The organism is Streptomyces sp. SID13726, assembly GCF_010548375.1.
In the GTDB taxonomy this organism is placed as follows: Bacteria; Actinomycetota; Actinomycetes; order Streptomycetales; family Streptomycetaceae; genus Streptomyces.
The window spans coordinates 162,015-175,459 of sequence record NZ_JAAGLY010000019.1 but is presented as its reverse complement, the minus strand read 5'-3'; the positions used below and the strand labels follow the sequence as shown (position 1 = coordinate 175,459).

Genomic DNA, 13,445 nt, shown 5'->3' with positions numbered 1-13,445 from the left:
CCGCCGGACTGCGCGAGCTCCGGCCCTTCCCCGGCGACCGGCTCGACCCCGCCCGCTGCGGCGGCGACCTGATCGTCCAGCTCCGCGCCGACGACGCCCGCACCGCCGAGCGCACGGCGGCCCGGCTGACCGCCCGGACACCGCTGCGCCCACGCTGGCGCCAGGCCGGCTTCCTCCCGCCGACCCCGCCCGGCGAGACCCCGCGCAACCTCCTCGGCTTCAAGGACGGCTCGGCGAACCCGACCCCCGAGGAGTGCGAACGCTGGGTGTGGGACGAGGCGGACGGCACCTTCCTCGTCGTACGCAGGATCCGGCTGCGCGTCGAGGAGTTCGCGCGGCTGGACGAGCGGCGGCAGGAGGCGGTCGTCGGACGGCGGCGCGCCGACGGGGCCCCGCTGGACGGCGGCCGTGAGGACGACGACGTCGACATCTTCGCCAAGACCCCGCACGGCCGGTACCTCACCCCGCTCGGCTCCCACGTCCGCGCCGCCAGCCCCCGCCTCGACGCCGGGGCGCGGATGCTGCGCCGCGGCTGCTCCTACGACGACGGACCGGACGACCGGGGCCTGCTGTTCCTGGCCTTCATGCGGGACCCGGGCCTGTTCGTGCGGGTGCAGCGCAGGATGGCGGCGCAGGACGAGCTGAGCCGGTTCAGCGAGCACCGGGGGTCGGCGGTGGCGTACGTACCCCCGAAGGGGCTGTGGTGGTGAGCCCGCGCTCGGTGCCCGGCTTCACGCCCCAGATGTGTACGGCGTCGTCCTCGGCCAGCGTGTCCCACAGCCGCCGGGCGTCGTCGAGCCGCAGGTTGACGCAGCCGTGCGAGCCGCCGCCGAAGAGGTCGCCGTTGGTCCCGTGGAAGGCCTGGCCGCCGTCGAAGAACTGGGCGTAGGGCATCGGGGCGTCGTACAGGTCGGACCAGTGGTCGATCTCGCGCGAGTAGACCGAGAAGTCGCCGGTGCGGGTCTCGTGACCGTCGCGGCCCGAGCGGATCGGCACCGGCGCGAACACCACCCGGGCGCCCGACTGCACCCACATCAGCTGCCGGTCCAGGTCCACGCAGGCGACCCGGTACGCGCGGACGGGACAGCGGCCGGCCGTGTTGGGGTTCGGGCGGGCCTCGACGACCAGCATCGTGCGGTAGGTGGCGAGGCCCGCGTAGCCGTCGGCGGGCTGTACGGCGTTGCGGGTCTGGAAGGCCCGGATCGCCTCGCAGTCGGCCGGGGTCTGCCGGCCGTCCGCCGGGAGCCGCAGATGCTGTTCCAGCTCGCGCTGGTAGGGGCCGGTGCCCGCGGTGCAGGGGGCCGCGTCCCGGGCGACCGCGACCGGGGTCGCGAGGGAGAGCAGGACGCCGGCGAGTGCGGTTCCCGTGACGAGTGATCCGGATATGCCCACGACGGCCTCCTGACCGGATGCGGTTGGGCTTCCAGCAAAGCGGCGGGCACCGGACCCGGCGGCCCGGGCTGGGCCATCCGGGGCGGCGCCCGGAGTACGGGACAATGGAGGACATGCCTTCCGCACTCCCCGACGGCGAACCCGTCCCCGACGACGGCTCGCTCCCCGCGACCGCGCTCACCGGGTCCGCCGACCGCCCGCTCGGCTTCTACCTGCACGTCCCGTACTGCGCGACCCGCTGCGGCTACTGCGACTTCAACACCTACACGGCGACCGAGCTGCGCGGCTCCGGCGGGGTGCTGGCCTCCCGCGACAACTACGCGGACACCCTGATCGACGAGATCCGGCTGGCCCGCAAGGTCCTCGGCGACGACCCGCGCCCGGTCCGCACGGTCTTCGTCGGCGGCGGTACGCCCACGCTGCTGGCCGCCGGCGACCTCGTACGGATGCTGGGCGCGATCCGCGACGAGTTCGGGCTGGTCCCGGACGCCGAGGTGACCACCGAGGCGAACCCGGAGTCCGTGGACCCGGCGTACCTGGCCACGCTGCGGGCCGGCGGCTTCAACCGGGTGTCCTTCGGGATGCAGAGCGCGCGCCAGCACGTACTGAAGGTGCTGGACCGCACGCACACCCCGGGGCGGCCGGAGGCGTGCGTGGCGGAGGCCAGGGCGGCGGGGTTCTCGCACGTCAACCTCGATCTGATCTACGGCACGCCCGGCGAGACCGACGACGACTGGCGGGCCTCGCTGGAGGCGGCCATCGGGGCCGGTCCCGACCATGTGTCGGCGTACGCCCTGATCGTCGAGGAGGGCACGCAGCTGGCTCGCCGTATCCGTCGGGGCGAGGTCCCGATGACCGACGACGACGTGCACGCGGACCGGTATCTGATCGCGGACTCGGTGCTGTCCGATGCCGGGTTCGACTGGTACGAGGTGTCGAACTGGGCGACCTCGGAAGCGGGCCGGTGTCTGCACAACGAGCTGTACTGGCGCGGGGCGGACTGGTGGGGGGCCGGGCCCGGGGCGCACTCGCACGTGGGCGGGGTGCGGTGGTGGAACGTGAAGCATCCGGGGGCGTATGCGGCGGCGCTGGCCTCCGGCCGGACTCCGGGTGCGGGTCGTGAGCTGCTCTCGGAGGAGGACCGGCGGGTGGAGCGGGTTCTGCTGGAGCTGCGGTTGCGGGAGGGGGTGCCGTTGTCCTTGTTGCGGGAGGAGGGGCTGGCGGCTTCTCGGCGGGCGCGGGAGGAGGGGTTGTTGGAAGCCGGGCCTTATGAGGAGGGGTCGGCTGTGTTGACGCTTCGGGGGCGGTTGCTGGCGGATGCGGTGGTTCGGGACCTGGTGGACTGACGGCCTGAGGGGGCGGGGGCTGCGTCGTCTGGCGGCTGCGGGTCCGATGTGGCTGGTCGCGCCCACGCGGCGGAGCCGCATATCGATACAGCCCCGCGCCCCTAGGCCGGCGTCACTGGGCTGTGACGAAGTCGATCAGTTCCTCCACCCGCCCCAGCAGCTCCGGCTCCAGGTCCTTGTACGAGTTCACTCGTTTCAGGATCGCCTGCCATACCGCGCCCGTGTTCTCCGAGGGCCAGCCCAGGGCCTTGCACACACCCGTCTTCCAGTCCTGACCGTGCGGCACCCGCGGCCATGCCTCGATGCCCAGGGCCGACGGCTTCACCGCTTCCCAGATGTCGATGTACGGGTGGCCGACGACCAGGGCGTGTTCGCTGGTCACCGACGCGGCGATACGGGACTCCTTGCTGCCCGGGACCAGGTGGTCCACCAGCACCCCCAGCCGGGCGTCCGCGTCCGGGGCGAACTCCGTCACGATCGACGGGAGGTCGTCCACGCCCTCCAGGTACTCCACGACCACGCCCTCGATACGCAGGTCGTCGCCCCAGACCTTCTCGACCAGTTCCGCATCATGGCGGCCCTCGACGTAGATACGGCCGGCGCGGGCCACGCGTGCGCGTGCGCCGGGGACGGCCACCGAGCCGGAGGCGGTACGGGACGGTCGTACGGGAGCTGCGGCCGAGGGTCTGACCAGGGTCACGACCCGGCCCTCCAGGAGGAAACCGCGGGGCTCCAGCGGGAAGACGCGGTGCTTGCCGAAGCGGTCCTCCAGGGTCACCGTGCCCGCCTCGCAGCGGATCACCGCGCCGCAGAAACCGGTGCCGGGCTCCTCGACCACCAGGCCGGGCTCGGCGGGGATCTCCGGTACCGGCTTGGGCTTCTTCCACGGAGGGGTCAGGTCGGCGGAGTACTGGCGCATTCGGATGACGATAGGAGAAGCCGTCCGGCCGTCACCGCGACACGCCGAAGCGCAGGGCCAACGCGTCCCGCTGCGAGCGTACGAACTCCGCGTCCACCACCGCTCCGTGACCGGGCACGTACAGCGCGTCCGCGCCGCCCAGGTCGAGGAGGCGGTCGAGTGCGGCGGGCCAGTGCCCCGGTACGGCGTCCGGGCCCGCCTGGGGTTCGCCGGACTCCTCGACCAGGTCGCCGCAGAAGACCACCTCGGGGGAGCCGGGGACCAGGACCGCGAGGTCGTGGGCGGTGTGGCCGGGGCCGACGTTCGCCAGCAGGACCTGGCGGCCGGTGCCCAGGTCGAGCGTCCACTCGCCGGAGACGTGGTGGCCGGGGGAGACCAGGGCGTCCACCGCCTCGTCGGCCAGGGACGGATCCAAGCCGTTGTGCACCGCGTCCGACCGCAGCTCCGCACGGCCCAGCCGGCCCGCCAGCACGGTCTCCACGCCGACCGCGCCGAACACCTCCGCGCCCGCGAACGCCGCCGCGCCGAAGACATGGTCGAAGTGCGCGTGGGTAAGGGCGAGATGAGTCACACGGTGGCCGGCCAGCTCCTCGGCCTGCGCGCGCAGCCGGGCGCCCTCCGCGAGACTCGAACCCGCGTCGATCAAGAGGGCCGTGCCCTCGCCGATCACCAGGCCCGCCGTACAGTCCCAGCCGGGCAGCCGGCACCGCCCCACCCCGGTCGCGACCCGCTCCCACCCCAGCTCTTCCCAAGTCACCGTCATACCGCGACGCTAGGGCCTGCCCGGCGGATCATGCCGGCGTCGCGGGGTCTGGCACGCCGATCTGCCGCGTTGTCGTCGGTTGCCGACTCCCCCACGCTCGAACAACCTCGCGCGGGAGGGGCCCCCATCGCGTCGTCGCCCTCCTCCGCCTTGCAGCTCGACGCACCAGACCCCGCTCACCTGCGTTGACCAGGCTCCGTTTCTTGGAGCCGGCCTGATCCGCCGGGCAGACCCTAGCCGTACACCCGTCACGCCAGGACCAGCCTTGCCCGGGGAGTACCCCACCGCCGTACACTGACCGGGGAGCTTTGGCACTCGGAGACAGGGAGTGCCAGGCGGGGCGCCGAGGGACCGACTTCTGGAGGTGTGCGCATGCTGAGTGAACGACGGCTTCAGGTGCTGCGCGCCATCGTCCAGGACTACGTCGGCACCGAGGAGCCCGTCGGGTCGAAGGCCCTGACCGAGCGGCACAACCTCGGAGTCTCCCCGGCGACCGTTCGCAATGACATGGCCGCCCTGGAGGACGAGGGGTTCATCGCCCAGCCGCACACCAGTGCCGGGCGGATCCCCACCGACAAGGGCTACCGGCTGTTCGTCGACAAGCTCGCGGGCGTCAAGCCGATGACCGCCCCGGAGCGGCGGGCCATCCAGAACTTCCTCGACGGCGCGGTCGATCTCGACGACGTCGTGGCGCGGACCGTGCGGCTGCTCGCGCAGCTCACGCGGCAGGTGGCGGTGGTGCAGTATCCGTCGCTCACCCGCTCGACCGTGCGGCACGTCGAACTGCTCTCGCTCGCGCCCGCCCGTCTGATGCTCGTGCTGATCACGGACACCGGCCGGGTCGAGCAGCGCCTCGTCGACTGCCCGGCGCCCTTCGGGGAGTCCTCGCTGGCCGATCTGCGGGCGCGGCTCAACAGCCGGGTCGCGGGCCGCCGGTTCGCCGATGTGCCGCGGCTGGTCGAGGACCTGCCCGAGGCATTCGACGTCGAGGACCGGGGTACGGTCGCGACAGTGCTCTCCACTCTCCTGGAGACGCTCGTCGAGGAGAACGAGGAGCGGCTGATGATCGGCGGCACCGCCAATCTCACCCGCTTCGGACATGACTTTCCCCTCACCATCCGGCCCGTCCTGGAGGCCCTGGAGGAGCAGGTCGTCCTCCTCAAACTCCTTGGTGAGGCCGGGGATTCGGGCATGACCGTCCGTATCGGTCATGAGAACGCCTACGAGGGACTCAACTCCACTTCCGTGGTGTCGGTCGGCTACGGTTCGGGCAGCAACGAGGCAGTCGCCAAGCTCGGCGTGGTCGGACCGACCCGCATGGATTACCCGGGAACGATGGGAGCGGTACGCGCAGTGGCACGGTACGTCGGACAGATCCTGGCGGAGTCGTAAGTGGCCACGGACTACTACGCCGTTCTCGGCGTGCGCCGCGACGCGTCGCAGGATGAGATCAAGAAGGCGTTCCGCCGGCTCGCTCGCGAGCTGCACCCGGACGTCAACCCGGATCCGAAGACCCAGGAGCGGTTCAAGGAGATCAACGCCGCTTACGAGGTGCTCTCGGACCCGCAGAAGAAGCAGGTCTACGACCTCGGCGGCGACCCCCTCTCGCAGGCGGGCGGCGGAGGCGCGGGCGGCTTCGGGGCCGGTGGGTTCGGGAACTTCTCGGACATCATGGACGCGTTCTTCGGTACGGCGTCGCAGCGGGGTCCGCGTTCGCGCACCCGGCGCGGCCAGGACGCGATGATCCGTCTGGAGATCGAGCTCGACGAGGCGGCCTTCGGCACCACGAAGGACATCCAGGTCGACACGGCGATCGTCTGCTCCACCTGTAGTGGTGAGGGCGCGGCGCCGGGGACCTCCGCGCAGACGTGTGACATGTGCCGCGGTCGCGGTGAGGTGTCGCAGGTGACGCGGTCCTTCCTGGGCCAGGTCATGACCTCGCGGCCGTGTCCGCAGTGCCAGGGCTTCGGCACGGTCGTTCCGACGCCGTGCCCCGAGTGCGCCGGCGACGGCCGTGTACGGTCCCGGCGGACCCTCACGGTCAAGATCCCGGCCGGTGTCGACAACGGCACGCGGATCCAGCTCGCGGGTGAGGGCGAGGTCGGGCCCGGTGGCGGTCCCGCCGGTGACCTCTACGTCGAGATCCACGAACTCCCGCACTCGACGTTCCAGCGCCGTGGGGACGACCTGCACTGCACGGTCACCATCCCGATGACGGCGGCGTCCCTCGGCACCAAGGTCCCGCTGGAGACGCTCGACGGCATGGAGGAGGTCGACATCCGTCCGGGCACGCAGTCCGGCCAGTCGATCCCCCTGCACGGCCGGGGCGTCACACACCTGCGCGGCGGCGGCCGGGGCGACCTCATCGTCCACGTCGAGGTCCAGACCCCGACCAAGCTGGACCCGGAGCAGGAGCGACTGCTGCGCGAGCTGGCGAAGCTGCGGGGCGAGGAACGGCCGACCGGGCAGTTCCAGCCTGGGCAGCAGGGGTTGTTCTCTCGGTTGAAGGACGCGTTCAACGGCCGTACCTGAGCTCTCGGCTGCCAGGCGAAGGTCGGATTCGGACTTGTTCGGAGGACGTGACAACATGCCGTCATGTCCTCCGCGCTGACCGATCTCTTCCCTCATCCGATCGTGCAGGCCCCCATGGCGGGCGGCGTCTCCGTGCCGCAGCTCGCCGCCGCGACGGCCGACGCGGGCGGGCTGGGCTTCCTCGCCGCCGGGTACAAGACGGCCGACGGGATGTACCAGGAGATCAAGCAGCTGCGCGGGCTGACCGGACGGCCGTTCGGGATCAACCTCTTCATGCCGCAGCCGGAGTACGCCGACCCGGCGGCCGTGGAGGTCTACGCCCACCAGCTCGCCGGTGAGGCCTCCTGGTACGAGACCGAGCTCGGGGACCCCGACAGCGGACGGGACGACGGCTACGACGCCAAGCTCGCCGTACTCCTCGACAACCCGGTCCCCGTGGTCTCCTTCCACTTCGGCATCCCGAGCGGCGAGGCACTGGAGTCGCTGCGCCGGGCCGGCACCTTCACCCTCGTCACCGCGACCACCCCGGAAGAGGCCCTCGCGGTGCAGTACGCGGGCGCCGACGCGGTGATCGCCCAGGGCGTGGAGGCCGGCGGCCACCAGGGCACCCACCGGGACATCCCCGAGCACGACGGCTCCGGCCTCGGACTGCTCTCCCTCGTCGCCCAGATCCGCGAGACGGTCACCGTCCCGATCGTCGCCGCCGGAGGCATCATGCGCGGCAGCCAGATCGCCGCCGTCCTCGCCGCCGGCGCGAGCGCGGCCCAGCTCGGCACCGCGTTCCTCGCCACCCCCGAGTCCGGCGCCCACGACGTGCACAAGCAGGCGCTGACCAACCCGCTCTACGTCCGCACCGAGCTGACCCGCGCCTTCTCCGGCCGCCCCGCCCGCGGCCTGGTCAACCGCTTCCTGCGTGAGCACGGCCCCTACGCCCCCGCCGCCTACCCCGAGGTCCACCACCTCACCTCCCCGCTGCGCAAGGCCGCCGCCAAGGCCAAGGACGCGCAGGGCATGGCGCTGTGGGCGGGCCAGGGTCACCGGATGGCCCGCGAACTGCCCGCGGGACAGCTCGTGGAGGTCCTCGCGGCCGAACTCGCGGAAGCCCGGACAGCGTTGTCGGCCAAGGGAGGACTGCGATGACGGCCCCGGTGTTCGTGGTCGAGCACTTCGACGCGGGCGACGGCGGACGGTACGTCCTCGACGGCCCCGAAGGCCGCCACGCGGTGTCCGTGAAGCGGCTCCAGGCCGGCGAGGACGTCATCCTCACCGACGGCGCCGGGCGCTGGGCGGACTGCGTGGTGCTCGCCGCCGAGGGCAAGGACCGGCTGATCGTCCAGCTGGACTCGGTCGCCGTGGAACCTCCGGCGCGGCCCCGCATCACCGTCGTCCAGGCCCTCCCCAAGGGGGACCGCGGCGAACTCGCCGTCGAGACCATGACCGAGGTCGGCGTCGACGCCGTGGTGCCCTGGCAGGCCGCCCGCTGCATCACCCAGTGGAAGGGCGACCGGGGACTGAAGGCGCTCGGCAAGTGGCGGGCCACCGCCCGCGAGGCCGGCAAGCAGTCCCGCCGGGTCCGCTTCCCCGAGGTCGCGGACGCGGCGACGACCCGACAGGTTGCGGCACTTCTCGCCAAAGCCGACTTCGCCGCCGTGCTGCACTCCGACTTCGAGCGCGGCAGCGCATCGCTGGCCACCGCCGAACTCCCCGCCGAGGGTGAGATCGTGCTGGTCGTGGGCCCCGAAGGGGGCGTCGCCAAGGACGAGTTGGCGCTCTTCGAGGAGGCGGGTGCGCGCGCCTACCTCCTCGGGCCTACCGTGTTGCGCACATCGACCGCCGGGACGGCGGCCACGGCCCTGCTGCTCGGCCGTACCGGCCGCTGGTCCTGAGCCCGAAGGGGAACACCGTGGAACTCGCCCAGGTCCGGCTCCTCGTCACCGACTTCGCCGCCTGCTACCGCTTCTACGCCGAAGTCCTGGGCCTCAAGCCCCAGTCGGGGGCGGCGCAGGGACCGTACGAGAAGTTCAGTCCCGCCACCGGATCGGCGGGCATCGCCCTCCAGGACCGTTCGATGATGGCCGAGATCCTGGACGAACTCGGCGACACGGCCACCGGCCACCGCTCCCTGGTGGTGCTCCGCGTCGACGACCTGGACACCTACTGCGACCAGCTCACGTCCCGAGGCGCCACCCTGCTGCACGGCCCGTCCCCCATGACGGACCGCATGCGCGTGGCCCACCTCAAGGACCCGGAGGGCAACCTGGTGGAACTCCAGGAGTGGTTGCTGCTGCGCGGCTGAGAACCGCGTCGAACAGCTCCCACCCGTCCAACTCCCCGCCGCCCGCCAGGAGTCCGCGCTCTGCCGCCTCGTCGACGAGACGGCGTACGGTGCCCGGCTCGTTCAGGTTGAGCGACTTGCCGGGGCCCGTCGCCACGAAGCCGTCGTGCGCGTGGCAGCAGGAGATGCCCCGGCCTTCGCCCTTGCGGAAGACGATCCGGGTGCGGACCCCGTCGAGGACCAGATGGACCACGTCACGGCAGACGTCACCGTCCCGGTGCTTGTGCCGGAAACTCCACAAGTAGGTCCGGTCGGCCACGACGAGCCTTCGCGGCGCACGGGTTCTGGGCATCCGCCCACCGTAGTCCGCCCCCGGCGCGCGGGTGGCCGTATGCGCCCTACCCTCCGGGGCGGGACAGTGGCAGGCTGCCCTCCATGGTGGCGTTGAGACGGGACTGGCGTCGGCCGCGCGGGGTGCGCGTGGCGGGCGTGGTCGGGGGTGTCGTGCTGGCTGTGGGCGGGGTCGCCGCCTGCGATCCGAACGGCGTGGTCAGTTCCGCGACCGTCTCCTACACCACCGACCAGCTGGTCACCAAGGAGCTGGACCGGCAGAAGGCCGACGTGAGTTGGCTGACCTGCAACGCCTCCTACGACGACGGGGACCAGACGCCCAGCGCCACGGTGAACACCGTCGCCACCGTCGACTGCGAGGGCAAGACCAAGGACGGGCAGGACATCACCGTCAAGGGCAAGGTGACCCGGACCGTCAGCGGCGCGTGCGTGCGCGGGAACCTCACCGCCACCGTCGGCGGCAAGCAGTGGTTCCACGTCGAGGGGCTCGGGAACTGCAACGCCACCCCTACCCCGCAGGCGAACAATCCCGGTCAACGGCCCGGTCCCACGGTCACCGTGACGGTCACCAAGACCATCTGGTGCCAGAAGGACCCGCAGTGCTGGCCCGACGGCAAGTGATCCAAACCCCTGTGCACGGCGACCGCCGGTGCGTAGGGTGACCGGGTGACACAGCCTGCGACGTCTGCGTATCTCCGGTTTCCGCATCTGCAGGGCGAGTTGGTGGCCTTCACCGCCGAGGACGACGTGTGGCTCGCGCCGCTCGACGGCGGCCGTGCCTGGCGGGTCAGCGCCGACAACGTCCCGGTCACCCACCCCCGGATCTCACCCGACGGCACCACCGTCGCCTGGACCTCCACCCGCGACGGCGCCCCCGAGGTGCACATCGCCCCGGCCGACGGCGGACCGGCCAGGAGACTGACCCACTGGGGCAGCATCCGCACCCAGGTGCGCGGCTGGACCCCGGACGGCGAGGTCCTCGCCATCACCACCCACGGCCAGGCGAGCCTGCGCCGCAGCTGGGCACGGACCGTCCCGCTGGACGGCGGCCCCGGCACCACCCTGCCGTACGGGCCCGTCGGCCATGTCGCGCAGGGCCCCGCGACCGTGCTCCTGTCCGCGCCCATGGGCCGCGAGGCCGCCTGGTGGAAGCGCTACCGGGGCGGCACCGCGGGCAAGCTGTGGATCGACCGCGAGGGCGACGGCGAGTTCGTACGGCTCCACGAAGACCTGGACGGAAACCTCGAGTACCCGGTGTGGGCGGGCGACCGGATCGCCTTCCTCTCCGACCACGAAGGCACCGGAGCCCTCTACTCCTCCCTCGCCGACGGCTCCGACCTGCGCCGGCACACCCCCCTCGACGGCTACTACGCCCGGCACGCCTCCGGCGACGGCACCCGGATCGTCTACTCCTCCGCCGGTGAGCTGTGGATCCTCGACGACCTCGAAGGCGCCGAACCCCGCCGCCTGGACGTCCGGCTCGGCGGCCAGCGCGCCGACCGCCAGCCGTTCCCGGTGAACGCCGCCCACTGGTTCGGCTCGGCCGCCCCCGACCACACCGCGCGCGGCAGCGCGGTCGCCGTGCGCGGAGCCGTCCACTGGGTCACCCACCGCTCCGGCCCGGCCCGCGCGCTCGCCGTCGCACCAGGCGTCCGCGCCCGGCTGCCCCGCACCTTCCGCGCCGACGGCGAGGAGTGGGTGGTGTGGGTGACGGACGCGGAGGGCGACGACGCCCTGGAGTTCGCGCCCGCCACCGGCACCGCCCCCGGCGCCACCCCGCGCCGCCTCGCCGCCGGACAGCTCGGCCGGGTCCTGGGCCTCGCCATGGCCCCCGACGGCAAGCGGGCCGCGGTCGCCGCGCACGACGGCCGTGTGCTGCTCGTCGAGCGGGAGACCGGCGAGGTCCGCGAGGTCGACCGCAGCGAGGACGGCGACGCCCGCGGCCTGACCTTCTCGCCCGACTCCGCCTGGCTCGCCTGGTCGCACCCCGGCCCCGGCCCGCTCGCCCAGCTCCGCCTCGCCAACACCACCGACCTCTCGGTCACCGAGGCCACCCCGCTGCGCTTCCAGGACTACGCCCCCGCCTTCACCCTCGACGGCAAGCACCTGGCGTTCCTCTCCAACCGCTCCTTCGACCCGGTCTACGACGAGCACGTCTTCGACCTGGCCTTCGTGGTCGGCGACCGCCCGCACCTGATCACCCTCGCCGCGACCACCCCGTCCCCGTTCGGACCGCAGCGCCACGGCCGCCCCTTCGAGACCCCCGACAAGGACGAGACCCCCGACAGCGAGGGCACCCCGACCACCCGCATCGACCTCGAAGGGCTCGCCGACCGGATCGTGCCCTTCCCCGTCGAGGCGGGCCGCTACTCCAACCTGCGCGCGGCCAAGGACGGCGTCCTGTGGCTGCGCCACCCCGTCCAGGGCGTCCTCGGCTCCTCCCGGGCCACCCCGGACGACCCGGACCCCAAGACCGAGCTGGAGCGCTACGACCTCGCCCAGCAGCGTCTCGAACACCTCGCGGCCGACGCCGACCACTTCGCCGTCAGCGGCGACGGCAAGCGCGTCCTGCTGTGGACCGACGGCCGCCTGAAGGTCGTACCGAGCGACCGCCGGGCTTCCTCCGACGACGACAGCGACACCAACATCACCGTCGACCTCGGCCGGGTCCGCCAGACCGTCGACCCGGCCGCCGAGTGGCGCCAGATGTACGACGAGACCGGCCGCATCATGCGCGACCAGTTCTGGCGGCCGGACATGAGCGGCGTCGACTGGGACGGCGTGCTCGACCGCTACCGCCCGGTCCTGGACCGGGTCGCCACCCACGACGACCTCGTCGACCTGCTCTGGGAGGTGCACGGCGAACTCGGCACCTCCCACGCCTACGTCACCCCGCGCGGCGGCCACGGCTCCGGACACCGCCAGGGGCTGCTCGGCGCCGACATCTCCCGCCACGAGGACGGCAGTTGGCGGATCGACCGCATCCTGCCCACCGAGACCTCCGACCCGGCCGCCCGCTCCCCGCTCGCCGCGCCCGGCGTGGCCGTCCGGGCCGGGGACGCCGTCGTCGCCGTCGGCGGCCACCCGGTCGACCCGGTCACCGGACCCGGCCCGCTCCTCGTCGGCACGGCGGGCAAGGCCGTCGAGCTGACCATCTCCCCGTCCGGCGGCGGCGACCCGCGGCACGCGGTCGTCGTACCGATCGCCGACGAGGAACCCCTGCGCTACCACGCCTGGGTCGCCGACCGGCGCGCCTACGTCCACGAGAAGTCCGGCGGCCGCCTCGGCTACCTCCACGTCCCGGACATGCAGGCCCCCGGCTGGGCCCAGATCCACCGCGACCTGCGCGTCGAGGTGGCCCGCGAGGGACTGGTCGTCGACGTCCGCGAGAACCGCGGCGGCCACACCTCCCAGCTGGTCGTGGAGAAGCTGGCCCGCAGGATCGTCGGCTGGGGCGTCCCGAGAGGCATGCGCCCCTACAGCTATCCCAGCGACGCCCCCAGGGGCCCGGTCGTGGCGGTCGCGAACGAGTTCTCCGGCTCCGACGGCGACATCGTCAACGCGGCGATCAAGGCCCTCGGCATCGGCCCGGTGGTCGGCACCCGCACCTGGGGCGGTGTCATCGGCATCGACAGCCGCTACCGCCTGGTCGACGGCACCCTGATCACCCAGCCGAAGTACGCGTTCTGGCTGGAGGGTTACGAGTGGGGCGTCGAGAACCACGGCGTCGACCCGGACGTGGAGGTCGTCCAGCGGCCGCAGGACCACGCGGCGGGCCGGGACACCCAGCTGGACGAGGCGGTACGGATCGCGCTGGAGGGGCTGGAGTCCACTCCTGCGAAGATTCCGCCGGTCCTGCCTCGTTAA

At 72.7% G+C, this 13,445-nt stretch carries 13 protein-coding genes; 9 read left to right on the top strand and 4 right to left on the bottom strand.

Features of this window, described 5'->3' with window-relative positions; all coding sequences use genetic code 11:
• Positions 1 to 710 (top strand): Dyp-type peroxidase (locus G3I78_RS36035; RefSeq protein WP_164432585.1); only part of this gene is annotated, 710 nt, incomplete at its 5' end.
• On the opposite strand, the gene G3I78_RS36030 is transcribed toward G3I78_RS36035, so the two are convergent.
• On the bottom strand, positions 652 to 1,344 hold the full coding sequence (locus G3I78_RS36030) for a L,D-transpeptidase (RefSeq protein ID WP_203615989.1): 693 nt from the start codon (positions 1,342 to 1,344) through the stop codon (positions 652 to 654). The two genes, G3I78_RS36035 and G3I78_RS36030, sit on opposite strands and share 59 nt — an antisense overlap.
• Positions 1,345 to 1,505: 161 nt before the next feature.
• Between G3I78_RS36030 and hemW the strand changes: the two genes are divergently transcribed.
• On the top strand, positions 1,506 to 2,738 hold the full coding sequence (gene hemW / locus G3I78_RS36025) for a radical SAM family heme chaperone HemW (RefSeq protein WP_164432581.1): 1,233 nt from the start codon (positions 1,506 to 1,508) through the stop codon (positions 2,736 to 2,738).
• 112 nt (positions 2,739 to 2,850) lie between these two features.
• Here the strand turns inward: hemW and G3I78_RS36020 are convergent, their stop codons facing one another.
• Both G3I78_RS36020 and G3I78_RS36015 read right to left on the bottom strand, forming a co-directional pair.
• Positions 2,851 to 3,657: a DUF3097 domain-containing protein gene (locus G3I78_RS36020; RefSeq protein ID WP_164432579.1), complete on the bottom strand. Its 807-nt coding sequence runs from the start codon at positions 3,655 to 3,657 to the stop codon at positions 2,851 to 2,853.
• A gap of 31 nt (positions 3,658 to 3,688) precedes the next feature.
• Complete coding sequence (locus G3I78_RS36015; RefSeq protein ID WP_164432577.1) at positions 3,689 to 4,420, bottom strand: MBL fold metallo-hydrolase; 732 nt, start codon at positions 4,418 to 4,420, stop codon at positions 3,689 to 3,691.
• Positions 4,421 to 4,792: 372 nt separating this feature from the next.
• Between G3I78_RS36015 and hrcA the strand changes: the two genes are divergently transcribed.
• The 5 genes from hrcA (at position 4,793) to G3I78_RS35990 (ending at position 9,248) form a co-directional block, all read left to right on the top strand.
• Positions 4,793 to 5,812 carry a heat-inducible transcriptional repressor HrcA gene (gene hrcA / locus G3I78_RS36010; RefSeq protein ID WP_164432576.1) on the top strand — a complete coding sequence of 340 codons (1,020 nt, stop codon included), beginning with the start codon at positions 4,793 to 4,795 and terminating at the stop codon, positions 5,810 to 5,812.
• On the top strand, positions 5,813 to 6,952 hold the full coding sequence (gene dnaJ, locus G3I78_RS36005; protein WP_164432573.1) for a molecular chaperone DnaJ: 1,140 nt from the start codon (positions 5,813 to 5,815) through the stop codon (positions 6,950 to 6,952). It abuts the gene before it with no gap.
• Positions 6,953 to 7,015: 63 nt separating this feature from the next.
• Complete coding sequence (locus G3I78_RS36000; RefSeq protein ID WP_164432571.1) at positions 7,016 to 8,092, top strand: nitronate monooxygenase; 1,077 nt, start codon at positions 7,016 to 7,018, stop codon at positions 8,090 to 8,092.
• Positions 8,089 to 8,838, top strand: a complete 750-nt coding sequence (locus G3I78_RS35995) for a 16S rRNA (uracil(1498)-N(3))-methyltransferase (protein ID WP_164432569.1) — start codon at positions 8,089 to 8,091, stop codon at positions 8,836 to 8,838. The genes G3I78_RS36000 and G3I78_RS35995 overlap by 4 nt, the downstream gene beginning before the upstream one ends.
• A gap of 17 nt (positions 8,839 to 8,855) precedes the next feature.
• Positions 8,856 to 9,248 carry a VOC family protein gene (locus tag G3I78_RS35990; RefSeq protein WP_164432567.1) on the top strand — a complete coding sequence of 131 codons (393 nt, stop codon included), beginning with the start codon at positions 8,856 to 8,858 and terminating at the stop codon, positions 9,246 to 9,248.
• On the opposite strand, the gene G3I78_RS35985 is transcribed toward G3I78_RS35990, so the two are convergent.
• Positions 9,190 to 9,579, bottom strand: a complete 390-nt coding sequence (locus tag G3I78_RS35985) for a hypothetical protein (protein WP_164432565.1) — start codon at positions 9,577 to 9,579, stop codon at positions 9,190 to 9,192. The two genes, G3I78_RS35990 and G3I78_RS35985, sit on opposite strands and share 59 nt — an antisense overlap.
• Positions 9,580 to 9,662: 83 nt before the next feature.
• Between G3I78_RS35985 and G3I78_RS35980 the strand changes: the two genes are divergently transcribed.
• Together G3I78_RS35980 and G3I78_RS35975 are read left to right on the top strand one after the other, a co-directional pair.
• Positions 9,663 to 10,199, top strand: coding sequence for a hypothetical protein (locus G3I78_RS35980; RefSeq protein WP_203615953.1), 537 nt, complete (start codon positions 9,663 to 9,665; stop codon positions 10,197 to 10,199).
• A gap of 45 nt (positions 10,200 to 10,244) precedes the next feature.
• Complete coding sequence (locus G3I78_RS35975) at positions 10,245 to 13,445, top strand: S41 family peptidase (protein WP_164432564.1); 3,201 nt, start codon at positions 10,245 to 10,247, stop codon at positions 13,443 to 13,445.